The organism is Neobacillus mesonae, from assembly GCF_001636315.1.
In the GTDB taxonomy this organism is placed as follows: Bacteria; Bacillota; Bacilli; order Bacillales; family Cytobacillaceae; genus Neobacillus; species Neobacillus mesonae.
The window spans coordinates 1136662-1159148 of the sequence record NZ_KV440949.1 but is presented as its reverse complement, the minus strand read 5'-3'; the positions used below and the strand labels follow the sequence as shown (position 1 = coordinate 1159148).

Here is a 22487-nt window from a genome sequence, read left to right as displayed (position 1 = left end):
AGTCTACACAAAAGAAAAAGCCAGCATGTAATGGCTGGCATTTAAACTGTTACAGTATTAGTCTTTCGAGTAATAAATGAAAACAGGATTAACAATCCAATGGTTATAAGACTGACTGTAGTTCCTGTTATATTATTTGGGTTAAATAAAAATCCAATAAATATTACGCCCAAGGCTATGATCGCGAACCAGGTCGTATAAGGGAACCATTTTACCTTAAAGGATGGCTGGTTCAAGTAATGTGGCCTTAATTTCAACTGTGCAGCACAAATACTCATCCAAAGGAGCATGACGGTAAACCCTGGAATCGTCATAAGATAGCTGATGACCTCACTTGGTGTTAGGTAAGCAAGGAACACACCAACCAAGATACAAAGGCTAGTCAACATAATACCAACAAAAGGAATTCCTTTGCGGGAAATTTTTGCAAGCCCAGCAGGTGCTACACCACTTTGGGCCATTGAGAATAATGTCCTCGAAGTGGCATAAATTCCTGAGTTAGCCGCTGACAGTACCGCCGTTAAGAGCACGAAATTCATAATATGTGCCGCCCCAGGCAGACCTGTTACACTAAACACTTGAACGAACGGGCTGTCCTCGCCGGTTACCTTGTCCCATGGCATGATTCCGCAAATAATGAGGATGGGGAAAATGTAGAAGATTACTACCCGCCAAACAGCACTTTTAATGATTTTTGGTAATACCTTCTCAGCATTCTTTGTTTCGGTAACAGCCACACCGATTAATTCAGCCCCGCCATATGAAAACATAACCACTAAAAAGGCGCTGAATGTACCGCCAATGCCGTGCGGGAAAAATCCGCCATGGGCTGTATAGTTTGAAATTGGGTTATGAATGCCGCTTGGAATGACGCCCAAAAGTAGTAAAAATCCTAAAACAATAAATGCTGTTAAAGCAATAATTTTCACACTGGCAAACCAAAATTCCATTTCACCGTAATATTTTACTTGAAACAAATTAATTCCAATAATGACTACTGCACAAATGAGGCTGAGCAGCCATAATGGTGTTTGCGGTAGCCAGAATTGCAAAAAGCTCCCTGCTGCTAATAATTCTACTACAGTAACAATTATCCAGTTAATCCAGTAAAGCCATCCAACCAGAAAAGCAATCTGGAATCCAAATGCTCTGTTTACTAAATGCTGTACATTGTGGTTGGGGTAAGCGAGTGCGAGCTCGCCTAATGCTGCCATAATAATAAAAAGTAAAAGACCGCCAATCAGATAGGCAACAATGACACTTGGTCCGGCGATGTTAAGAGTGTCAGAGCTTCCTTTAAAGATCCCTGTTCCAATCATTCCCGCTAACGCGATAAATTGAACGTGACGCGGTAATAAGCCTTTATTTAAATCTTGTTGTTTTTGTCCCATGATGCACCTTTTCTTACTCCGCTTAAACGCTTTTAAGCGCTAAAGTATTTTTATATTAATATATCATTTTTTTTTAAAATGTCAATCCCGATTGTTTAGTAGAACAGTCAGCAACGTAACAAAATAGCACGCGAGGATTCGCGTGCCATTCTTATCTTATTATTCACTGATTTTACAATATTACGATGACATCTTCACTTTCTTTTGTGTTGTTGTCCATTTTCCGCGGCTTGGGCTTTTGACCAAGTCATTATAGGCTAAGACATTTAAATCTCGTTGTATGGTGCGAGGAGTGATACCAAATTCCTCTACAAGTTCCTGCGTCGTGACAATGCCGTTCTTACGAATAAACATGTAGATACATTTGATGCGGTTTAACATCCGGTTAGTTGAAGGTTTCAAAGAACCACTCCCTATCCTTTTTTAAAACCTAGTGTCTATCCCTCTACCGACAGCCTTTTTGAAGATTGCTCTTCAACATATGTAGTTTTCTTTTCCGCGCAGACATCTCCTTTTATATTTATAGAAGGTTAATTGTGAATACCTAGATGTCATACATCTACTTTTATTGTACCCACAATTTCTGAAAATTTCTACCGCAAGGGTATAATTTGTTCCATTAATTTGAAAAAAGTTGTGAAACACCCCTTTAGTTTAATTACTTATTATTAAGGTATGGTGGATAGTAGTAGAATTATGATTGGTTATTTGAATTTTCTGCAAATTTCTAAATTCATTTTTTCTTAAATTAATATTTCGTTTTTTCGGACAAAATTGATAAGATACTTTTATACAAATAATGGGGGTGTGAGCAAATTTGACAAAAATTGATTGGATGAGTGAGGTCGAGAAAAGGATAGAATCCCTTATTCAAGACACGCAAGGTTTATTACATATAAAAAGCATATTGGACGAGGCGAATGCTTTACCGGAGGCTCCTCTTGGGAAAGGAGTAAAAGAGGCATTAGATTACATGCTTCAGCTCGGTGAAAAGGATGGCTTTATTGCGAAAAACGTTGGAAATGTCTCGGGGCATCTGGAGTTTGGCGAAGGAAAAGAACTCCTTGGGGTACTTTGTCACGTCGATGTTGTTCCAGAGGGCGACGGCTGGACGAGTGACCCATTTAGAGCGGAAATCCGCGATGGGAAAATTTATGCACGTGGTGCTTTAGATGATAAGGGGCCGACAATGGCTGCTTATTATGCGATGAAAATTGTGAAAGATATGGGGCTGCCCCTCGAAAAACGTGTGCGGATGATCATCGGGACAGATGAAGAAAGTGACTGGCGCTGTGTCGAGCACTATTTTAATCATGAAGAAATGCCGACATTAGGGTTTGCACCAGATGCGGATTTTCCGATTATTAATGCCGAAAAAGGAATCTCTAATTTTGATATCGTCCAAAATGCAGGCACGCCAGACGCATCAAATAATGCTATTAACGTATTGAGCTTCGCTTCCGGAAAACGATATAATATGGTGCCGGATTATGCTAAAGCCGTATTAACCGTAAAAGCAGATAAGAATGAAATTACCAAGCAATTTACGAGTTTCATGAATCACCATGACTTAGATCATCATTTCACTTCAGAGAATGAACAGCTCATTTTAGAAGTGAAAGGGATTTCGGCTCATGGTTCGCTGCCGGAACATGGGAAAAATGCCGGTCTGTATTTAGCTGATTTTTTATCAAAGCTAAGACTTGATGCGAAGGCAGCTCAATATTTTCAGTTAATATCTCGTTTTCTGTTTGATGATTCAAGGGGTGTCAACCTAGGGATTGCTTATCGTGATGATGTTTCTGGTGATTTAACGATTAATCCAGGTAAATTCTTATATTCACAAGAGTCTGGTGGCAGCGTTGGAATTACTTGCAGATATTCTGTAACAAATAAAATGGAGGATACGAAGAAAAAGCTGGAATCACTACTAGCAAAAGAAGGCTTCGGTATCGAAAACTTCTCTGATTCCAAACCGCACCATGTGGATGAAAAAGAATTTTTAATCCAAACATTGAAAAGGGTTTATGAAGAACAAACAGGGGAAAAGGCAGAATTAATTGCCATCGGCGGCGGGACATATGCCCGCTCATTAAAATCAGGGGTAGCTTTCGGACCATTATTCCCCGGACGACCGGATATTGCCCATCAAAAAGACGAATATATGTATATTGAAGATTTGTTAAGAGCCACTGCCATTTATGCGCAAGCCATTTATGAATTAGCACAAAATAAATAGTATGTCAAAGGGAGATGGGGAAACATGAAGTACGCAATAGTAAATGACCATATCATTAATCGAGAAGAAGCAAAGGTAGATATTGAAGACCGTGGTTATCAATTTGGCGATGGGGTATACGAAGTAATCCGTGTGTACAACGGAAAAATGTTTACTGTGAAAGAACATATGGAGCGGTTTGTTAGAAGCGCTGAAAGTATTGGCATCAAAATCCCTTATGCCTCTGAAAATATAACGAAAATGCTTGAGGACCTAATTGAAAAAGATAATCTCAAGCTTGGAATAGTTTATATGCAAATTACTAGAGGAGCAGCACCGAGAAATCATGCATTTCCAGCGGATGATGTTGTCCCGGTGATAACAGCGTATACGAAAGAGATGCCGATCCCAGAGGCTAATCTGCAATCAGGTGTGAAAACAATTTTAACGGAAGATATCCGCTGGCTGCGCTGTGATATTAAAAGCTTGAACCTGCTGGGAAATATTTTAGCGAAACAAAAAGCTGCGGAACAGGGCTGTTACGAGGCTATCCAGCACCGAGGACAGGATGTAACGGAAGGAAGCTCTTCTAACGTTTATATTGTGAAAAATGGGACAGTGATCACACATGAATCAAATAATCTGATTTTAAAAGGAATCACAAAGGATGTAATCTTGAAGGCTTGTGCTGAAAACGAAATCCCGGTCGAAGAGCGCACCTTCTCACTTGAGGAACTGGCACAGGCGGATGAAGTCTTCCTATCCAGCACAACCAGTGAAGTAACTCCTATCGTGGTCATTGACGAGAAAAAAGTAGGCACCGGGTCCCCAGGTCCTATCACCAAAAAATTACAAGCATTGTTCAAACAAGAAATCGAAAACCAATGCGGCATTATATAAAATTTCTTAGACAAAAGACGTGGATATGCTGCTCCACGTCTTTTTAGCAGTTAAAAAAATCTTTGTCTAAAGCTAGATACAATTGGGTGAAAATAGAATAAAATGATAAAAAGGAATGAAAACATAATGGGACACACTCACTATTTCTTTGCGGTTAGAATCCCAGAAGAAACGAAGAACAGTATGAAGCAGCTGATTGAAAACTGGCAGGAAACCTTCCCTTTCAGCCGCTGGGTGCATCATTTGGATTTGCATATCACATTGGCATTTCTCGGGAATGCTGACCCTGAGCAACTTACTGCGGCTCAAAACCTAGTAAGAGAGGCTTTAAAAGATGAAAACTCCTTTTCTCTACAAATCCAAGGGCTTGGGATATTCGGAAGGGAAGATTCCCCGAGAGTGTTATGGGCTGATACTGCGAAAAGCCAGGAACTTCAGCTGATTAGAAACCAGGTTTTTTCAGCCTGTGGGCAGGCCGGATTTCAGCTGGAAACGAGACCGTTTCGCCCCCATATAACACTGGCAAGAAAATGGAATTCAATGACACGATTTGAGAAAGTCTTGTTAGATAAGAATTCTCCTAAACCACTTAATTTCAAAGTAACAGACATCGTATTATATCAAACATATCTTAATCGTACACCGAAGTATGAAGCTATAGCTATTTTTCCATTAAAGTCAAGGTAATGAATAAAGTAATGAATGGAAATATCAAGCATAAAAATATAACACTTGAATCGATTCTAGCGGTTTCGAGTTTCATTAACATGATCGGTGCAGGCCTTCACATGTTGATAAGAATGCGGAATATAAAGAAGCTGATGTAAAAGAGAGGGATTCGAATGGTATCCATTAAGAGGGATTTTCTAGCCTATTTGGACGAGATGAACTTGATTACGATTCTTCTTCCCCTTTCGTACCACCAAGGCTTGTCTTCGTCATTTTATCTTACAGATAGGCCTGGGAAGAGTCGATTGCAAATTGTGAAAAAGTTTTTAATAGAAGGACATTATAAATATGTATGTCAGTTTTCAGAAAAATATTGTTTTGGAACACAATATTGGATCATTGATGAACATGGCGGGAAAACGGACCTTCAAATTGGGGCCGTGATTAGAACCAAAGCGTTTGACCAAATGTTTTATTATAGCGGGACAGATTTGGGAGTGACTTACGAACCGGAAAGAAGTTGTTTCAAGCTGTGGGCCCCAACCGCGTCACAAGTAAAGTTAAAATTATGCTCAACCAAAAGCTGTTATTCTGAGATAGTCAAACTGAAGCGGGAAGAGAAAGGCGTCTGGACGGCAATTGTGCACCGCGATTTGGAATGTTATCAATATAGTTTTCTTATCCAAATAAATCAGGAATGGCGAGAGGCCGTAGATCCCTATGCGAAGGCGGTTACAGCAAACGGGAAATGGGGAGTGATCGTCAATTTAAGAAAAACAGATCGCCCGAAAATGGATCTCATACCCATTGAGAGTTCGGTTGATGCCATTATTTATGAAACACATATAAGGGATTTCACCATCCACGAAGACAGCGGCGTTAAGGATAAAGGGTTGTACCTAGGCGCGGGTGAACTGGATACAAATGATAACTCAGGCGGGCAGACTTGTTTGTCATATGTCAGAGATTTGGGCATTACCCATATAGAGTTTCTTCCGTTTCATGATTTTGAAGGTGTTGATGAATTAAATCCACATCAAGAATATAACTGGGGGTATAATCCCCTTCATTTTAATGCTCCAGAAGGCAGTTATTCCACTGACCCCGCTAACCCCTATTCCAGAATAATAGAATTAAAACAGTTAATCGATCAAGTCCATCGGTCAGGACTTAGGGTAATAATGGACGTGGTTTATAATCATGTGTACAGTCGTGAACAGTCCTCATTTGAAAAGATCGTCCCAGGCTATTATTTCCGGCACAATGAGATAGGGATGCCGTCAAACGGTACTGGTGTCGGGAATGATATCGCTTCAGAACGGCTGATGGTACGGAAATTTATCGTAGACTCGGTACGGTTTTGGCTGGAGGAATATCATGTTGACGGTTTTCGTTTTGATTTAATGGGAATTTTGGATATTGATACAATGAACGAAGTGAAAAAAGTATGTGATGCTGTTTCAAAGGATATCATCGTGATTGGAGAAGGCTGGAATTTAAATACACCGCTCCCCTTTAAGCAAAAAGCCATTATTGCCAATCAGAAAAAAATGCCGGGAATTGCTCAATTTAACGATCGATTTCGCGATACGATTAAAGGCAGTACGTTTAATATCTATGATAAAGGATACGCCATAGGAAATGACCAATACCTCGATGCCGCATTCGAAGTCATTACCGGAAGCATAGGTTTTAATGAAGAACAAGGGCTGTTTAATGAACCGGTTCAAACGGTAAACTATATTGAATGCCATGATAACCATACATTATGGGATAAGCTTCAAGTCTGTCAGAAGGAAACGGACGAAGCAGTGAGACAGAGTTATCATCGCTTGGCAACGGGTATTGTCATTTTATCTCAAGGAATTCCTTTTCTTCATAGCGGTCAGGAGTTTTTCCGGACTAAACAAGGAGACGGAAACAGTTATCGTTCTCCTGACTCCATTAATAAGCTTGATTGGGCGCGAAAAAATAAATATAAAAATAATGTAGAATACATTAAAGGGCTGATTAGAATTAGAAATGCTTATCGATGCTTTCGTTTCCGGACAGCAGCGGAAATTCGGACTCAGATTCGCCCGTTTACCGTGGCCCCTCCACTTCTAGGGTGCATTCTTAATAATGGAGAAGAGAGTCTCCTATTAGTAATCAATCCATCTGCCGAAAGCCGATCAATTGTTCTTCCAAGTGGCGAGTGGGCGGTGCTGGTTAATGATCGCTATGCCGGAAAAACGCCAAAAGGAGATACTTTCCAAGAACGGGCAAAGATTGCCCCCATTTCCTTAAATGTTTTCTTTAAAAAGATGACTTGACGAAAAAAGGCAATTGGAGATAAAATTTATAAAGATGGCTATTGTAGAAAAATATATCAATAGCTTTTTTTTATTTTACATTTGAAAAACTTAATTGGAATTGGCTGTAAAAAAGGTAGAACCTTTGGACGTCTGGGTTTTACCTCTGAAATAATTGGTCCTTTTCATCCGCGGGTTAGGTATGAGGACCCCCTGCCACCAATAGAACGGCATAAATTGAAGGTGAACAATGTTGGAACATATATTAGGACAAGAGTGGGAAATAAGTCCTGCTGGCGGCGCCACTGGTGAAGCGTTTTATGCAAGGTACGAGGATCAAAGTCTATTTCTGAAACGAAACTCCTCCCCTTTTCTGGCTGTGTTGTCTGCTGAGGGAATCGTCCCAAAGCTTGTTTGGACGAAAAGATTGGAAAACGGGGATGTCATTACTGCGCAGCAATGGCTTGAAGGACGGGAACTCAAGCCGCCTGAGATGAACCAAGAGTTAGTTGCTCGGTTATTAAAGAAAATTCACCGTTCAGAGCCGATGCTTGGTATGCTCAGCCGCTTAGAGAAATCTCCCTTAAATCCCGAAATGTTTTTTCAATCGGTAATCAGGGAAATTGATACAGAAACCCTTTCTTTGCCAGAGGTAAAAGAAGCACTTAATTTCTTGGAACAAGAAGTTCAAAATGTCCATTGTGATGAAAAGGTTGTTTGTCACGGTGATGTCAATCATAACAACTGGCTGCTTACGGAAGACAACCAGTTGTACTTAATTGATTGGGACGGAGCTTCGATTGCCGACCCTGCGATTGATTTAGGAATGCTTCTTTACTTATACATTCCCGAAAAGAATTGGCAGGATTGGCTGCAAATGTATGGGGAAGAGCTTACTGACAATTTAAGACTGCGAATGAAATGGTATGTTGTGCTTCAAACGATTTCATTTATACAATTTCATAAAAATAAGACTCGTTTTGAAGAAATGAACTATTGGATACAATTTTTACATGAAATCCTTTAGTTATGAAAACTGATCGATATTATTAACCCATTGTGATAAATTTTCTTGGTTGGATAAAATATGCTGGTCTAAATCAGCAGTCTGCGCCCCTGTCTGGCTGTAATAGTAAACATCTTGTAAAATGTTTTTTACATTTTGATTGACCTGCGCATTTACCATCAGTGATTTGGTTAATCGTTCCAGTTGTTCACATTCTGCTGTTGACCCGCAGCAATCGGTTTGATGATTATTTAATATATCTTTCAGTAATGTTACTTGGTCTTGATGACTTAATGGCATATCGGTGCACCCTTTCAAGTGAAATGAAAAAAAGAATTCACATTTAGGTTGTGAATTCTTTTTTTGTTTATACACTTGCAAGAAAAATGGCTTCATGATATGTTGTGAACGAAAACGAAATGATTTATTAGGAGTGCCAATATGAGACTTAGAAATAAACCTTGGGCAAAGGATAAAATAGCGCAAAATCCACAATATGTTGTGCCAAATCCGGAAGATTATAAAGGGAAATGGCATGAGGCGTTCGGTAATCAGCAGCCGCTTCATATTGAAGTAGGAACAGGAAAAGGCCGATTTATTACAGAAATGGCAAAAGCTCATCCAGATATTAATTACATCGGAATCGAGCTGTTTGACAGTGTCATCGTCGCGGCATTGGATCGCTTAATTGAGGCAGATCTGCCAAACCTTAAGCTGTTGAATGTCAATGCGAATGATTTAGCAAAATATTTCACTAAAAATGATGTACATCGTGTCTATTTGAATTTTTCTGACCCATGGCCAAAAACCCGTCATGAAAAAAGAAGATTAACGTATAAAGATTTTTTAAAGCTTTATGAGGATATTATGGTGGACGGCGGCGAAATTCATTTTAAGACGGATAATCAAGGCTTATTTGAATACTCACTAATGAGTTTTTCGGCTTACGGCATGTTATTAAAGTTTATCAGCCTTGATCTTCATAAGAGCGATTTTGAAGGCAATATGATGACAGAATACGAACAGAAATTTTCCGAACAAGGCAATCGCATTTATCGCTGTGAGGTAAAATTTCAACCGAAATCAAAAGACAACTCTTTTTAATAGGGTTGTCTTTTTTTATTTTTCTTAATTGTCGCACAATGGTAAACTGTAAAAAAGGAGATGAGAAAATGGATACATTGAAGATAGGGAGCGTCTCCCTTACATGGTTGTCCGGCGGGGTAACCAATTTAGATGGCGGTGCAATGTTTGGAGTAGTTCCAAAAGCGCTTTGGTCAAGAAAATACCGGGCAAATGAAAAAAATCAAATTGAGCTGCCGACTGATCCTATCCTGATTCAAGTTGACGGAAAAAATATTTTAATTGAATCAGGACTGGGGAATGGAAAGTTAACTGAAAAACAAATCCGGAATTTCGGGGTAACAAAGGAATCGGAGCTGGATACTTCATTAGAAAGCTTAGGACTTGATGCAACGAAAATTGATTATGTTTTAATGACCCATCTGCATTTTGATCACGCCTGTGGGTTGACAAAGCCTGTAAACGGTGAGTATGTATCGGTATTCCCGAATGCGAAAATCATTACATCGCAAATTGAGTGGGATGAAATGCGAAATCCTAATATTCGGTCAAAGAGTACATATTGGAAAGAAAACTGGGAAGTGATTGAAACACAGGTCGAGCCATTTGATGAAACTTGGAGTTTAGGCCCGATTACCATGGTTCATACAGGCGGCCATAGCAATGGCCATTCCATCATTATTATTGAAGATGGCGGTGAAATGGCGATTCATATGGCGGATATTTTGGCTACACATGCCCATCAAAATGTCTTATGGGTGATGGCTTATGACGATTATCCGATGGACTCCATTGCCGCAAAAGGAAAGTGGCAGCCATACGCTATGGAGAAAAATGCCTGGTTTACTTTTTATCATGATGCTGTGTATAGGGCAGTTAAATGGGGAGAAGATGGGCAGATTATTGAGTGTATTAAGCGATCGAAATAGCATAAGAAAAGGTGTCAGACGCCACTATTGTAGCGGTGCCTGACACCCTTTTCCATTTTATCCTATGATGCCGATAAACGTTGGACATCAATCAGGGTTCCGGTGGAAGCATCGGCGGTAAATTCGTATTGCTCGTTAACCCCGTCAATGTTCTTTGATATTCCGCCCTTGTACACCTGATAATGAATATCGTGTTTTTCATACGGTTCTGCGGCCATATGAATCCAGGAACCCGTAATAGGTCCAGTTTGAGTAAATTGTTTTTTAACGTTTTCCAATACCTTTTCAGGTGAAACCTTTGATTTTTTTAAGATAATTTCACGTGTGGCATAACCGCTGAGAATTCCAACTGCGGCACCTACGATAAACGACTTCCAGTTCATTTAGCAGGACCTCCAACATCAATATGGAAAAGATTACATATTGTATTCTCTCTTCAGTATATCGTATTTAGTAGTAAGAAGGTAATATTACAATTATTGAAAATGAATTATTGGTATGTAAAACATTAATTCTGTAAAATAAGATGTATACATAATTATTTAGTTCAATCAAAAAGGAGTTTTAGGTCATGAATGAACAAACGTTAAAGCTTTTTCAAACGTTAACAGAGCTTCCTGGGGCACCAGGAAATGAGCATGCAGTCCGTAAATTTATGAGAGAGCAGCTGACACCATATGCTGATGAAATTGTCCAAGATAAACTAGGAAGTATTTTTGGTATCAAAAAAGGCAATGAAAGTGGTCCAACGATTATGGTTGCAGGTCATATGGATGAAGTTGGTTTTATGGTAACTGCTATTACAGATAACGGGATGCTTCGATTTCAACCGCTTGGCGGCTGGTGGAGCCAGGTACTTTTAGCGCAAAGAGTTCAAGTCATGACAACCAACGGGCCAATAATTGGGGTGATCGGCTCAATTCCACCGCATTTGTTAGATGAGTCTAAGAAAAATAAACCGATGGAACAAAAAAATATGCTGATTGATGTGGGGGCTGATGACCGGGCCGATGCCGAAAGAATGGGGATCAAGCCGGGACAGGCGATTCTGCCAATCTGTCCATTTACTCTGATGGCAAATGAGAAGAAGGTTTTAGCAAAGGCTTGGGATAACCGCTATGGCTGCGGCTTAGCGATTGAATTGCTGCAGGAAGTAAAGGATGCAACTTTACCGAACATCCTATATTCCGGAGCGACCGTGCAAGAGGAAGTAGGGCTTCGCGGCGCGCAAACGGCGGCAAATATGATTAAGCCCGATCTCTTTTTTGCCCTTGATGCTTCTCCTGCCAATGATGCAAGCGGAGATAAATCTGAATTTGGCCAATTAGGGAAGGGGACCTTGCTTCGGATTCTTGACCGTTCAATGGTCACACATCGTGGAATGAGGGAGTTTGTCCTGGATACTGCGGAAACAAACAATATTCCATATCAATATTTCATTTCACAGGGAGGAACGGATGCCGGCCGTATCCATCAATTAAATGAAGGAATTCCAAGTGCGGTAATAGGAATTTGTTCGCGTTACATTCATACACATGCCTCCATAATTCATGTGGATGATTATGCGGCTGCTAAAGAGCTATTGGTGAAATTAGTTAAATCCTGTGATAAAACAACTGTGGATACGATTAAAGCAAATAGTTAATCTTAATTTTAATGGGGGCGTTTCTTTAAGATCCGCCTCCTTTTGTGATAAAAGGAGAGGTATGCAGCAATGAAAGTGATCATAGGGTCGAAAAATCCTGCTAAAATTGCAGCTGTTAAAAATAGCTTTAGCGAGCAACAGATCGAATTTAGTTCACTTGATATTCCATCAGGTGTCAGCGGTCAGCCTTTTTCAGACGAGGAAACGATTAAAGGGGCGATTAATCGGGCGGCAGGGGCCCTTCGAGAAGGAAATGGCGACATTGGCATTGGCCTAGAGGGCGGTGTCCAGGAAACAAGCCAAGGACTGTTCATATGTAACTGGGGAGCTTTGGCGGCGAAAGGAATGGAGCCAATCATTGCGGGTGGTTCCCGAATTTTGCTTCCCGAGGAAGTAGCAGCAAGGCTCCGCGCTGGAGAAGAACTAGGTCCGGTTATGGAAGAATATGCGAAAAAGAAAAATGTCAGCAAGCAAGAAGGAGCAATTGGTGTGTTTACCAATTGCATGGTTAACCGAGCGGAGATGTTCACCCATGTAATGAACCTCTTAATCGGCCAATACACATACCAACAAAAAATAAGTGTAAAATGAATCACAGCAGTTTTGAAAAGAGACCAGTGACTGCACTATTTTGGATATAGCGCAACGCCAACGGAAAGCGAAGCGCCTAGAGCGGAAATTTACATAGTGCTTTCTGTTGGACTAGCAGATAATCTAACTGCTATGATGTGAAGGATTCTTAAATAACATTAGGGCAAACGGAGGCGTTGGAAAAATGAAACATTTAGAAACGATGGAGCAATTTGAACAGCTTCGCGATCAAGGAAAAACTATTTTTATGTTTTCTGCCGGCTGGTGTCCAGATTGCCGCGTCATAGAACCAGTATTACCAGAAATAGAAGCAAACTTCTCTGAGTATACATTTATTCATGTTGACCGTGACGACTTTATCGATTTATGCCAGCAGCTTGATGTATTTGGCATCCCAAGCTTTATCGCCTTTGAAAATGGCAAAGAACTTGGAAGATTTGTCAGTAAGGATAGAAAAACAAAAGAAGAAATTGAAACCTTTATTAAAGGTTTAAAATAATATCTTCACCTCCTTCGCTTGGAGAAGGAGGTTTCTTCATGTAAAATAGGGGAAACGGCTCCTGTTAATGGAGGGGGAACAACGATGAAGATGGATAGTATTAAAATGAAACGTGAATTAGAGTCCCGCTTAGGCCGGGGCGACCGCATCATTACATATGACCGCGAAAAAGACCAGCTGCGAATTGAAAGTAAAAAAGTCGGAAAAGGGATCACACTTTCCCTTGGTGGAATTGTTGCCAAATGGCATAATGAAAAAGATACGGCGATTGATGAAGTGGTTTATTATGTAGAAGAGGGACTTAAGGCAATGGAGAGCCCCATTCAACTAAGCGACCATGAAAAAAGAATTTTTCCTGTTATTCGCTCTGCCTCATTCCCCGCGGAAGCGGAAGAGGGGGTCCCTTTTTTAATAGATGAACATACAGCTGAAACAAAAATCTATTATGCTTTCGATATGGGGAAAACATATCGCCTAATTGACTTGAAGATAATGGAAAAGGAAGGCTGGGACCCTAATCGAATCAGGGAAATCGCTTTATTTAATGTGCGTTCATTATCAACACCAGTAAAGGAAGATCAAGTTGCCGGCAATTTCTTTTATTTTCTAAATACCAATGACGGATATGACGCAAGCCGGATTTTGAATAAAGGATTCTTAAATGAAGTTGAGAAGCAAATTACCGGAACAATGGTTGTCGCAGTTCCGCATCAAGATGTATTAATCATTGCGGATATTCGCAATGACCGCGGCTATGATGTATTGGCCCAAATGACAATGAGCTTTTTCGCAGGCGGCCGGGTGCCAATCACAGCCCTCTCATTTTATTATGAAAATGGCGAATTGGAACCGATTTTTATCCTTGGGAAAAATAAATAACACATTGGGAGAAGGGACCATTTCATTGGTCCTTTTTACATCGACTTTTTCCGGTATCATCCAAACCGGAATAGAATTTGACTAATTCCACAGAATTGTGTCGAAAAAATTTTAATTACTGATAAAATAGAATGATAGATGAAGTAGAAAGAGTGATAGTTTTGAGCTGGATCCAAAACTTGTTTCAAAAATTTAAAAAAGATGAAGAAGATGAATTTGACAAGTCCTTTTTTCATAATGATAAGACGGGAGATCTTTCACCGCCTGTCAATTATGAAAGTATAAAAGAAGTCGATGTTAAAGTTTCCTATCAATATCCAAAAGGAGCTCCTTCCTCTTCGTTGATTATTGGTAAATCAACTAGAGAAAGAACGAAAGATCGAAAAACGAGCTCCATTGAAGCCAGCAGCCCTGAAAAGCCAAAAAAGCCTGCTGAAAAAAAAGAATTGCCAAAACCGAAAACCGAGCCGCAATCTAAACCGCGCGGTCCATTTCACCCAACTGAAATTCCTTCTCCGGTATTTGGGTTTAATCGGCCGCGTAAGTCTGCTCCTGCTTCCATTATTGAACATGAGTTAAGTCATTTTTTACAACCAGAGGCTGAATTAGAAGAAGAAATCATAGAAGAAACAGCTTCAGTCATTCTTCAGGAAGCTGGACAAGAAGCTGCTGTTGCCGTTGTGAAACAAAATGAGGAACCTCCAGCAATCATAAATAAGATTGTTGAGCGGGCTGAAAAGGATTATGAGGAAGAAAATACATATGACGAGCCCGTATTGTACAGTGAAACAGAAAAATCAGCTGTTGAATCACCAAATGAAGATGCGGTGGAACCATCATTTTTAAAAGAAGAAAATGTAGAGAAGAGAAAATCAGCAAGGTCAGAAAGATCACATTTGCCTTTTAATGTCATGATGTTAAAACAGGATAAGGAAAAATGGGAATTACGGCAGCAGACAAATGTAAGACCGAATATGACCGAACGAGAACCAGAACAAGTGAAAACGGTGCAGGAAGCAGCTGCGGTACAAAGAACAGTAGCTGTTCAAGAAACAAGACCCCAGTTTAAGCAGCACCCAGCTTTAGCTGTACATTCAAATGAAAGAGGGCAATACCAATTCCCATCCTATAGTTTGTTAAATCCACCGGTTGCGAAAGGGAAGGATACAGAGTGGCTCTCTGGACAGGAGGAACTGCTTAATCAAACATTGCAAAACTTTAATGTCAGTGCAGGCGTTGTTAATGTTACTCAAGGTCCCTCGGTTACCCGTTTTGAAGTACAGCCTGAACCGGGAGTCAAGGTGAATAAGATCACGAACTTAAGCGATGATATTAAACTTAGTTTGGCAGCAAGAGATATTCGGATTGAAGCACCAATTCCAGGCAAACATACGATTGGGATTGAGGTGCCTAATCAAGCATCAAGACCGGTCTGTATTAGCGAAATCATTCAAACCGACATTTTCGATGAATCTGAATCAAAGTTAACCGCTGTTCTTGGTCTTGATATTGCTGGCAAACCAATCGTTACCGATTTGAAAAAGATGCCGCATGGGCTGATTGCAGGAGCGACTGGATCGGGGAAAAGTGTATGTGTGAACTCCATTTTAATTAGTTTGTTGTATAAGGCGACACCAGAGGATTTACGTCTTTTGCTGATTGACCCTAAAATGGTTGAACTTGCCCCTTATAATCGGATTCCACATCTTGTCAGTCCGGTTATTACGGATGTGAAGGCTGCTACAGCCGCGTTAAAATGGGCTGTGGACGAGATGGAAAGGCGCTATGAATTATTTGCCCATACAGGAGTACGAGACATTAATCGGTTTAATGACTTGGCCATGGAGCATAAGCAATATTCAGATAAACTGCCTTTTATTGTCATTATAATTGATGAGTTGGCCGATCTCATGATGATGTCGCCCGCAGATGTAGAGGAAGCGATATGCCGGATTGCTCAAAAGGCAAGAGCATGCGGCATACACTTAATCATCGCGACGCAAAGGCCGTCGGTTGATGTTATAACCGGGTTAATCAAGGCCAATATCCCAACAAGGATTGCTTTTTCAGTATCATCACAAGTTGATTCTCGTACCATAATTGATATTAGCGGCGCGGAAAAGCTATTAGGACGCGGTGATATGCTGTTTTTAGAAAATGGCTCTTCAAAGCCTGTCCGCCTGCAAGGAACATTTGTATCTGATGAAGAGATTGATCTTGTTGTTGGTCACGTTAGAGAGCAGCGGGAACCTGATTATTTATTTGAGCAGGAAGAGCTGTTAAAAAAGGCGCAGGTTTCCGAAGGTGAAGATGAGCTGTTTTTTGAGGCTTGTGAGTTTATTATTGATCAGGGAGCAGCATCTACATCAAGCCTGCAACGCCGTTTTAAAATCGGTTATAACCGTGCGGCCAGACTGATGGATATGTTAGAGAAAAACGGCTATATTACAAGTGCTAATGGCAGCAAGCCACGTGAAGTATTGATTTCGGAGGCTGACTTGGAGGCCATCCAAGAGGACAGCTATAATATGTAAACGGTTAGTATGCTTTATCAAGAAGGACAAATAATAATAGTAAATTAGACCATTATTCTTTTAAGCCTGAGTTATAAAATAGTTTTTATAAATAAACAGTGTTATAATATTAAAATGTAATTTGGTGAAGCGAATTGACGCTTCTAAAGCTAAGCTTTTGATTATTAGCAAATACAGACAAATGTCATATACTGTTTTACAGTATTACGTTGGTTGGAGGTTCATCTATGACTATTTACCATTTTGTAGGTATAAAGGGGTCAGGAATGAGTGCACTCGCACAGGTGCTGCATGATATGAAATATGAAGTGCAAGGCTCCGATTTTGACAAGCACTTTTTTACACAGGTTGCCCTTGAAAAATCAGGAATAAAGATTCTTCCCTTTCAAAAAGAGAATATAAAGCCGGGAATGACGATTATTGCGGGGAATGCTTACCCTGATACACATGAGGAAATTCAAGAGGCGATGAAGCTTGGACTTCCTATAGTACGTTACCATCGCTTTTTGGGCGATTTTATGCAGAATTTTACAAGTATAGCCATTACGGGAGCGCACGGGAAAACTTCGACAACCGGACTCTTGGCCCATGTAATTTCGGGAATGAAGCCGACTTCTTTCCTCATTGGGGACGGTACCGGTAAAGGGGAGAAGGATGCAGAGTACTTCGTCTTCGAAGCCTGTGAATATAGAAGGCATTTTCTATCTTATTTCCCTGACTATGCTATTATGACGAATATTGATTTTGATCATCCGGATTACTTTGCTAATATTGATGATGTTTTTTCAGCGTTTCAAGAAATGGCGATACAAGTTAAGAAAGCCATATTTGCCTGCGGCGATGACGAGCAGCTTCAAAAAATTCAGGCAAAGGTTCCTGTATTGTTTTACGGATTTGATGAGGGAAATGATTATCAAGCCAAAAACATTGTTAAAACAACCACTGGAACGAGCTTTGATGTGTTTATCCGCAATACATTCTATGATACTTTTTCAATTCCGACATTCGGCGACCACAATGTGTTAAACGCATTGGCTGTGATTGGTTTATGCCATTATGAAGAAATGAATGCGGAAGCAGTCAAGGAAGGATTAATCACTTTCCAGGGAGTGAAAAGGAGATTTTCAGAAAAAGTAATCGGTTCCCAAATATTAATTGACGATTATGCTCATCACCCAACTGAAATCAAAGCAACCATTGATGCAGCAAAGCAAAAATATCCTGACAGAAAGATTATTGCGGTATTTCAACCGCATACCTTTACTCGAACCCAAGCGTTCCTTGAGGATTTTGCCGATGCTTTGAGTATGGCGAACAAAACGTATTTGTGTGAAATTTTTGGTTCTGCTCGTGAAAATCATGGTCAATTATCCATTAAGGACCTGCAAGATAAGGTGGCCGGATCCGAAATTCTATCGGAAGAAAACACTTCCGTATTGAAACAGCATGATCACAGTGTCATCCTGTTTATGGGTGCTGGAGATATCCAGAAATTCCAAGAATCTTATGAAAAACAATTAGTGTAAAATTCAGGGGTGCCATCAATTTGGCATCCTTTTTGTTTAGTATGATGTAGAACTTTTCTATGAAAAATTTTAACTGACGTGCAGGAAATTAAGACAAATGAATGGAAGTAGTATAAGATATAAGCGGGGTTTAGTTTCATAGCAGATGGGTAATACATAGATATAGAAGAAGTCGGAGGTCGGAAGATGCAAATAATTTTATACTTAAGCGTTGCCTTAATAGCTGTGGCGTTCCTTGTGCTGGTCATTTTTATTTCAAAAACTCTTAAAACACTTCAGGGCACACTCGACAGTGTATCTGATACATTAAAAGGAGTAGAAAAGCAGCTTGATGGTGTAACAAGAGAAACCACATTACTTTTACAAAAAACAAATACCCTTGCTGAGGATCTCCAGCAAAAGTCAGCCAACTTAAATAGTGTGGTAGATGCCGTGAAAGGTGTAGGGGTTACTGTCTCTAACTTTAACGGTACATTGCAGAACATAACGAAAACGGTTGACATTCAAGTAGAGGAAAGTAAGGAGAAGGTTTCCCAAATCATTCAATGGAGCAATGTCATTTTGGAATTAAAGGACAAATGGCAGGAAAGAAAAGAAGCAAAGAAGGAAGCCAGCTTGCAGGTTAAACAGAAGGTTCGTTCATATTAGAAAAATAAGGAGTTGAAGTTTATGTCAAATCGAGACTATGAATCACGGGAGTCAAATCAAGGAAGAAATGAAGGATCTGCCGGCAGTTTTTTACTAGGTGCAATTGTCGGCGGTGTTGTCGGTGCAGCGGCTGCGCTATTATTTGCACCTAATAACGGTAAGCAATTGCGCAATTCCCTTGGCAGCAATGCTAGTTCTATTATGAGTAAGACAGGTCAGCTGGGTGAAACAGTAAAGACGAAGAGCAATGAATTCGCTGCCAAAACTTCCTCTCTATCACAAGGGCTAGTCCAGCAATCTAGCGAATTAATTAATAAGGTAAAAGGAAAAACAGCCGGCAGCGATGAAACTGGCAAAGAAACAGAAACTAACTATATTTCAATCGGCGGTTCTGAAAACCCCAAGTCAAAGCGTGAAGACAAAAGTACAGCAACTGATGATCAAATAAGAAAAAAATTAGAGGAAGCCCAAATGGCCTTCGACGAAGAAGAAAACAAGATTAAACTATAAAACAAAATATTCAGTGAAAATATTACTGCTTAGTTGATTGGAGCGGAAGGCGAAGCTCCTAGAGCGCAAATCAAAAGCAGGTAATAAAAGAGGTCTGTTTAATTGTTATGCAAACGGTGAAGTGATAAAATTACTTCACCGTTTATTTTTTGGGAGGAAATAAAAATGATGAAAAAAATTGAAACAGCTGAACAATTCAATGAATTACTAAAACAAGAGGGTAAATTTTATTTTTTTAAACATAGCCTTACATGCCCAATCAGCCATGCCGCCTATCAGGAATATGAAAAATTTACCTCTGAATACCAAGAAACTCCAAGCTATTATTTAGCAGTACAGGATTCACGCTCATTATCCAATGAGATTGCCGAAAGATTCCAAATTAAGCATGAATCACCGCAGGCAATATTATTTTCCGAAGGGAAAGCTATATGGAATGCCTCTCATTGGAAAATCACCAAGAAGTCCTTAACAAGCGCACTATCGGAAAATCAATAAATAACTGTGAACCATCCTGCTTTGGTGAAAAAATAGAGCACAAATTGAAATACTATGACATATAATAATTAAATATAGCTAGACCACTTTAACACTTAAAAGCGTCTAAGAGGTAAAGTAAAAAGTGATGACAAAGGAAACTTTTTCAGTTATAATTAACCCTAATATCAAATTGTTATAAAATTTCAAATATAAGTTTGTGAGCCAGTAAACAAATATCTAAGACTAGATATATTCATACTGATTTGCAAAGAAAGGATGGGACGATTATGGGCAATAATGAATTAGATCAGTTAAGAGAGCGAGTGGACGAAGTAAACTTGGAGTTATTAAGGTTAATCAACGAAAGAGCCCAGCTCGTCCAAGAAATTGGGCATGTGAAGGGCAGCCAAGGGGTATACCGCTTCGACCCGGTACGTGAAAGAATGATGCTTGATAAAATTAAGCAAAACAATGATGGTCCTTTTGATAATGCAACGATTGACCATATTTTCAAGGAAATTTTCAAGGCAGGTCTTGATCTTCAAAAAGATGACCATAAAAAAGCCTTACTTGTTTCTAGAAAGAAAAAACCTGAAGATACTATTATTAACCTAAAAGGTGAAAATATCGGTGATGGTAAACAGCATTTCGTATTTGGACCATGTGCTGTTGAATCGTATGAGCAAGTGGCTACTGTTGCCAAAGCGATGAAGGAAAAAGGCTTAAAGCTTTTGCGCGGCGGTGCTTATAAGCCTAGAACATCCCCTTATGATTTCCAAGGATTAGGTGTAGAGGGTTTAAAGATTTTAAAGCGTGTGGCAGCTGAATATGATATGGCTGTTATTAGTGAGATTGTGAATCCTGCTGATATTGAAATGGCTGCCGAATATCTTGATGTCATTCAAATTGGCGCCCGTAACATGCAAAACTTTGAATTATTAAAGGCTGCAGGTGCTATTAATAAACCTGTTCTCTTAAAGAGAGGACTAGCCGCAACAATTGAAGAATTCATTAATGCGGCCGAATACATTATGGCACAAGGAAATGGCCAGATCATTCTTTGTGAGCGTGGAATTAGAACATACGAAAAAGCAACAAGGAACACCTTGGATATTTCCGCTGTACCGATTTTAAAACAAGAGACTCACTTACCAGTAATGGTCGATGTGACACATTCTACAGGCAGAAGAGATTTACTTCTTCCATGCGCGAAAGCCGCAATTGCAATCGGTGCAGACGGTGTTATGGCTGAAGTGCACCCAGACCCGGCTGTAGCCTTATCCGATGCCCAGCAGCAAATGAACCTAGAACAATTCGACCAATTCTATAGCGAACTAATAGCATCCAACTTCGTCCGTATTTAATCGAACGCATTAAAACCTTCTGTTTAAACTGACAGAAGGTTTTTTGATACTCAATTATAAGCGAATGCCTGGAGCGGAAATCAACATATTTTAAAGAAAATGTAAAAAATGTCGCAATGTAATTGCGGCTTTTATGTTCTTATCGTATCATTAATACATAATTTAGAGATTGTTTACTTTATCACAAAAGCATATAGAAGTCGATGGGCATTAACGCCGGATAATATGACTAGATTTTCGCTTCATGATGTAAAATAAAGAAAACAATGTTCGTATTTAGGAGAGTGTTATTAGTGAATAATATTACGATTTATGATGTAGCCCGTGAGGCAAACGTGTCAATGGCTACCGTTTCCCGTGTAGTTAATGGGAATCCAAACGTAAAACCGGTTACCCGGAAAAAAGTTTTAGAAGTTATTGAAAGACTTGGATATGTACCAAATGCGGTGGCAAGAGGACTGGCAAGTAAGAAAACAACAACCGTAGGGGTGATCATTCCGGATATTGCTAACATCTTTTTTGCTGAATTGGCCCGCGGTATTGAAGATATTGCTACGATGTATAAATATAATATCATCCTTAGCAACTCTGACCAAAATAAGGACAAGGAATTACACTTACTTCATACAATGCTTGGCAAGCAGGTAGATGGCATTGTCTTCATGGGCGGGCATATTACCGAGGAGCATGTCGAAGAATTTGAAAAATCTCAAGTGCCGATTGTTCTTGCAGGATCAATTGAAGATTCTGAAACAATTCCTTCAGTCAATATTGATTATGAACAGGCTGCGTATGATTCTGTTAAAGAGTTTATTGAAAGGGGACATAAACAAATAGCCTTTGTAAATGGCCCGCATTATGAACCTGATATTGCCGTTAAGAAACTGGACGGCTATAAAAAAGCTTTAGCGGAAGCAAATATTCCTTTTAATGAAGAATTTATTCTTGAAGGGGATTATTCGTATGATTCTGGGCTTGAAGCATTTGAAAAAATGTTAGAGCTTGATGAGAGGCCAACAGCTATTTTTGTTGGCGCGGATGAAATGGCGCTAGGTGTTGTTCATGGTGCCGAAGATAAGGGATATCATATTCCAGATGACTTTGAAGTGATTACCTCCGACAATACAAGATTGTCATTGATGGTGCGTCCTCAGCTTACAACGATTGTCCAGCCGCTATATGATATTGGTGCGGTTGCTATGCGTCTTTTAACTAAATTAATGACGAAAGAAAAAGTAGAAAATCAAATTGTGGTTCTGCCGCATCGAATTGAGCACCGACAATCAACAAGAGAACAATAAATATTTATAGTAAAGAGGCTGCT

The 22487-nt window shown here is 39.8% G+C and carries 22 protein-coding genes; 18 read left to right on the top strand and 4 right to left on the bottom strand.

Going from position 1 to position 22487, the window contains the following annotated elements:
* Positions 1 to 41: 41 nt before the first annotated feature.
* Positions 42 to 1391, bottom strand: coding sequence for an amino acid permease (locus A6749_RS05815; RefSeq protein WP_066386143.1), 1350 nt, complete (start codon positions 1389 to 1391; stop codon positions 42 to 44).
* Between the two features lie 180 nt (positions 1392 to 1571).
* Positions 1572 to 1793 (bottom strand): DeoR family transcriptional regulator, encoded by a 222-nt coding sequence (locus A6749_RS05810; RefSeq protein WP_066386137.1) that lies wholly within the window; start codon positions 1791 to 1793, stop codon positions 1572 to 1574.
* Positions 1794 to 2208: 415 nt separating this feature from the next.
* Here A6749_RS05810 and pepV point away from each other — a divergent pair, with 415 nt between their 5' ends.
* From pepV to A6749_RS05785, 5 genes are all read left to right on the top strand, one after another.
* Positions 2209 to 3630 (top strand): dipeptidase PepV, encoded by a 1422-nt coding sequence (gene pepV / locus A6749_RS05805; protein WP_153043007.1) that lies wholly within the window; start codon positions 2209 to 2211, stop codon positions 3628 to 3630.
* Between the two features lie 24 nt (positions 3631 to 3654).
* Positions 3655 to 4509 (top strand): D-amino-acid transaminase, encoded by an 855-nt coding sequence (gene dat, locus A6749_RS05800; RefSeq protein WP_066386136.1) that lies wholly within the window; start codon positions 3655 to 3657, stop codon positions 4507 to 4509.
* 126 nt (positions 4510 to 4635) lie between these two features.
* A complete protein-coding gene (thpR, locus tag A6749_RS05795) occupies positions 4636 to 5196 on the top strand; it encodes an RNA 2',3'-cyclic phosphodiesterase (protein WP_153043006.1) in 561 nt (186 codons plus the stop codon).
* A 155-nt stretch (positions 5197 to 5351) separates the two neighbouring features.
* Positions 5352 to 7490 (top strand): type I pullulanase, encoded by a 2139-nt coding sequence (gene pulA, locus A6749_RS05790; protein WP_066386132.1) that lies wholly within the window; start codon positions 5352 to 5354, stop codon positions 7488 to 7490.
* A gap of 232 nt (positions 7491 to 7722) precedes the next feature.
* Complete coding sequence (locus A6749_RS05785; RefSeq protein ID WP_066400846.1) at positions 7723 to 8496, top strand: phosphotransferase family protein; 774 nt, start codon at positions 7723 to 7725, stop codon at positions 8494 to 8496.
* Here A6749_RS05785 and A6749_RS05780 read toward each other — a convergent pair whose 3' ends face one another.
* Positions 8497 to 8775, bottom strand: a complete 279-nt coding sequence (locus A6749_RS05780; RefSeq protein ID WP_066386130.1) for a YtzH-like family protein — start codon at positions 8773 to 8775, stop codon at positions 8497 to 8499.
* A 141-nt stretch (positions 8776 to 8916) separates the two neighbouring features.
* On the opposite strand from A6749_RS05780, the gene trmB reads away from it, so the two are divergent.
* Together trmB and A6749_RS05770 are read left to right on the top strand one after the other, a co-directional pair.
* Positions 8917 to 9579, top strand: a complete 663-nt coding sequence (gene trmB / locus A6749_RS05775) for a tRNA (guanosine(46)-N7)-methyltransferase TrmB (RefSeq protein WP_066386129.1) — start codon at positions 8917 to 8919, stop codon at positions 9577 to 9579.
* A 68-nt stretch (positions 9580 to 9647) separates the two neighbouring features.
* A complete protein-coding gene (locus A6749_RS05770) occupies positions 9648 to 10487 on the top strand; it encodes a YtnP family quorum-quenching lactonase (RefSeq protein ID WP_066386126.1) in 840 nt (279 codons plus the stop codon).
* Positions 10488 to 10549: 62 nt separating this feature from the next.
* Here A6749_RS05770 and A6749_RS05765 read toward each other — a convergent pair whose 3' ends face one another.
* Positions 10550 to 10870, bottom strand: a complete 321-nt coding sequence (locus A6749_RS05765; RefSeq protein WP_066386122.1) for a PepSY domain-containing protein — start codon at positions 10868 to 10870, stop codon at positions 10550 to 10552.
* 188 nt (positions 10871 to 11058) lie between these two features.
* On the opposite strand from A6749_RS05765, the gene A6749_RS05760 reads away from it, so the two are divergent.
* From A6749_RS05760 to ccpA, 11 genes are all read left to right on the top strand, one after another.
* A complete protein-coding gene (locus A6749_RS05760; protein ID WP_066386121.1) occupies positions 11059 to 12132 on the top strand; it encodes a M42 family metallopeptidase in 1074 nt (357 codons plus the stop codon).
* A 69-nt stretch (positions 12133 to 12201) separates the two neighbouring features.
* On the top strand, positions 12202 to 12723 hold the full coding sequence (locus A6749_RS05755) for a DUF84 family protein (protein ID WP_066386118.1): 522 nt from the start codon (positions 12202 to 12204) through the stop codon (positions 12721 to 12723).
* Positions 12724 to 12907: 184 nt separating this feature from the next.
* Positions 12908 to 13222: a thioredoxin family protein gene (locus A6749_RS05750; protein WP_066386116.1), complete on the top strand. Its 315-nt coding sequence runs from the start codon at positions 12908 to 12910 to the stop codon at positions 13220 to 13222.
* Between the two features lie 84 nt (positions 13223 to 13306).
* Entirely contained in the window at positions 13307 to 14101 is a 795-nt protein-coding gene (locus A6749_RS05745) for a DUF1444 domain-containing protein (protein ID WP_066386114.1), read from the top strand.
* 161 nt (positions 14102 to 14262) lie between these two features.
* Positions 14263 to 16635, top strand: a complete 2373-nt coding sequence (locus A6749_RS05740) for a DNA translocase FtsK (protein WP_236719625.1) — start codon at positions 14263 to 14265, stop codon at positions 16633 to 16635.
* 227 nt (positions 16636 to 16862) lie between these two features.
* Positions 16863 to 18161, top strand: a complete 1299-nt coding sequence (murC, locus tag A6749_RS05735; RefSeq protein WP_066386111.1) for a UDP-N-acetylmuramate--L-alanine ligase — start codon at positions 16863 to 16865, stop codon at positions 18159 to 18161.
* A gap of 186 nt (positions 18162 to 18347) precedes the next feature.
* The gene (locus A6749_RS05730; RefSeq protein ID WP_066386109.1) at positions 18348 to 18809 is read left to right on the top strand and encodes a DUF948 domain-containing protein; all 462 of its coding nucleotides are present in this window, start codon (positions 18348 to 18350) and stop codon (positions 18807 to 18809) included.
* Positions 18810 to 18830: 21 nt separating this feature from the next.
* A complete protein-coding gene (locus tag A6749_RS05725) occupies positions 18831 to 19319 on the top strand; it encodes a YtxH domain-containing protein (protein WP_066386106.1) in 489 nt (162 codons plus the stop codon).
* Positions 19320 to 19487: 168 nt separating this feature from the next.
* Entirely contained in the window at positions 19488 to 19817 is a 330-nt protein-coding gene (gene ytxJ / locus A6749_RS05720) for a bacillithiol system redox-active protein YtxJ (protein WP_066400844.1), read from the top strand.
* Positions 19818 to 20086: 269 nt separating this feature from the next.
* Positions 20087 to 21163 (top strand): bifunctional 3-deoxy-7-phosphoheptulonate synthase/chorismate mutase, encoded by a 1077-nt coding sequence (locus A6749_RS05715; RefSeq protein WP_066386103.1) that lies wholly within the window; start codon positions 20087 to 20089, stop codon positions 21161 to 21163.
* A 293-nt stretch (positions 21164 to 21456) separates the two neighbouring features.
* A complete protein-coding gene (ccpA, locus tag A6749_RS05710) occupies positions 21457 to 22464 on the top strand; it encodes a catabolite control protein A (RefSeq protein WP_269085688.1) in 1008 nt (335 codons plus the stop codon).
* The last annotated feature ends 23 nt before the right edge of the window (positions 22465 to 22487 follow it).

Coding starts and splice junctions, on each gene's coding strand:
- A6749_RS05815 (WP_066386143.1), bottom strand. CDS start 1,391: ATGGGACAAAAACAACAAGATTTAAATAAAGGCTTATTACCGCGTCAC.
- dat (WP_066386136.1), top strand. CDS start 3,655: ATGAAGTACGCAATAGTAAATGACCATATCATTAATCGAGAAGAAGCA.
- thpR (WP_153043006.1), top strand. CDS start 4,636: ATGGGACACACTCACTATTTCTTTGCGGTTAGAATCCCAGAAGAAACG.
- pulA (WP_066386132.1), top strand. CDS start 5,352: ATGGTATCCATTAAGAGGGATTTTCTAGCCTATTTGGACGAGATGAAC.
- A6749_RS05780 (WP_066386130.1), bottom strand. CDS start 8,775: ATGCCATTAAGTCATCAAGACCAAGTAACATTACTGAAAGATATATTA.
- trmB (WP_066386129.1), top strand. CDS start 8,917: ATGAGACTTAGAAATAAACCTTGGGCAAAGGATAAAATAGCGCAAAAT.
- A6749_RS05770 (WP_066386126.1), top strand. CDS start 9,648: ATGGATACATTGAAGATAGGGAGCGTCTCCCTTACATGGTTGTCCGGC.
- A6749_RS05765 (WP_066386122.1), bottom strand. CDS start 10,870: ATGAACTGGAAGTCGTTTATCGTAGGTGCCGCAGTTGGAATTCTCAGC.
- A6749_RS05760 (WP_066386121.1), top strand. CDS start 11,059: ATGAATGAACAAACGTTAAAGCTTTTTCAAACGTTAACAGAGCTTCCT.
- A6749_RS05755 (WP_066386118.1), top strand. CDS start 12,202: ATGAAAGTGATCATAGGGTCGAAAAATCCTGCTAAAATTGCAGCTGTT.
- A6749_RS05750 (WP_066386116.1), top strand. CDS start 12,908: ATGAAACATTTAGAAACGATGGAGCAATTTGAACAGCTTCGCGATCAA.
- A6749_RS05745 (WP_066386114.1), top strand. CDS start 13,307: ATGAAGATGGATAGTATTAAAATGAAACGTGAATTAGAGTCCCGCTTA.
- murC (WP_066386111.1), top strand. CDS start 16,863: ATGACTATTTACCATTTTGTAGGTATAAAGGGGTCAGGAATGAGTGCA.
- A6749_RS05730 (WP_066386109.1), top strand. CDS start 18,348: ATGCAAATAATTTTATACTTAAGCGTTGCCTTAATAGCTGTGGCGTTC.
- A6749_RS05725 (WP_066386106.1), top strand. CDS start 18,831: ATGTCAAATCGAGACTATGAATCACGGGAGTCAAATCAAGGAAGAAAT.
- ytxJ (WP_066400844.1), top strand. CDS start 19,488: ATGAAAAAAATTGAAACAGCTGAACAATTCAATGAATTACTAAAACAA.
- A6749_RS05715 (WP_066386103.1), top strand. CDS start 20,087: ATGGGCAATAATGAATTAGATCAGTTAAGAGAGCGAGTGGACGAAGTA.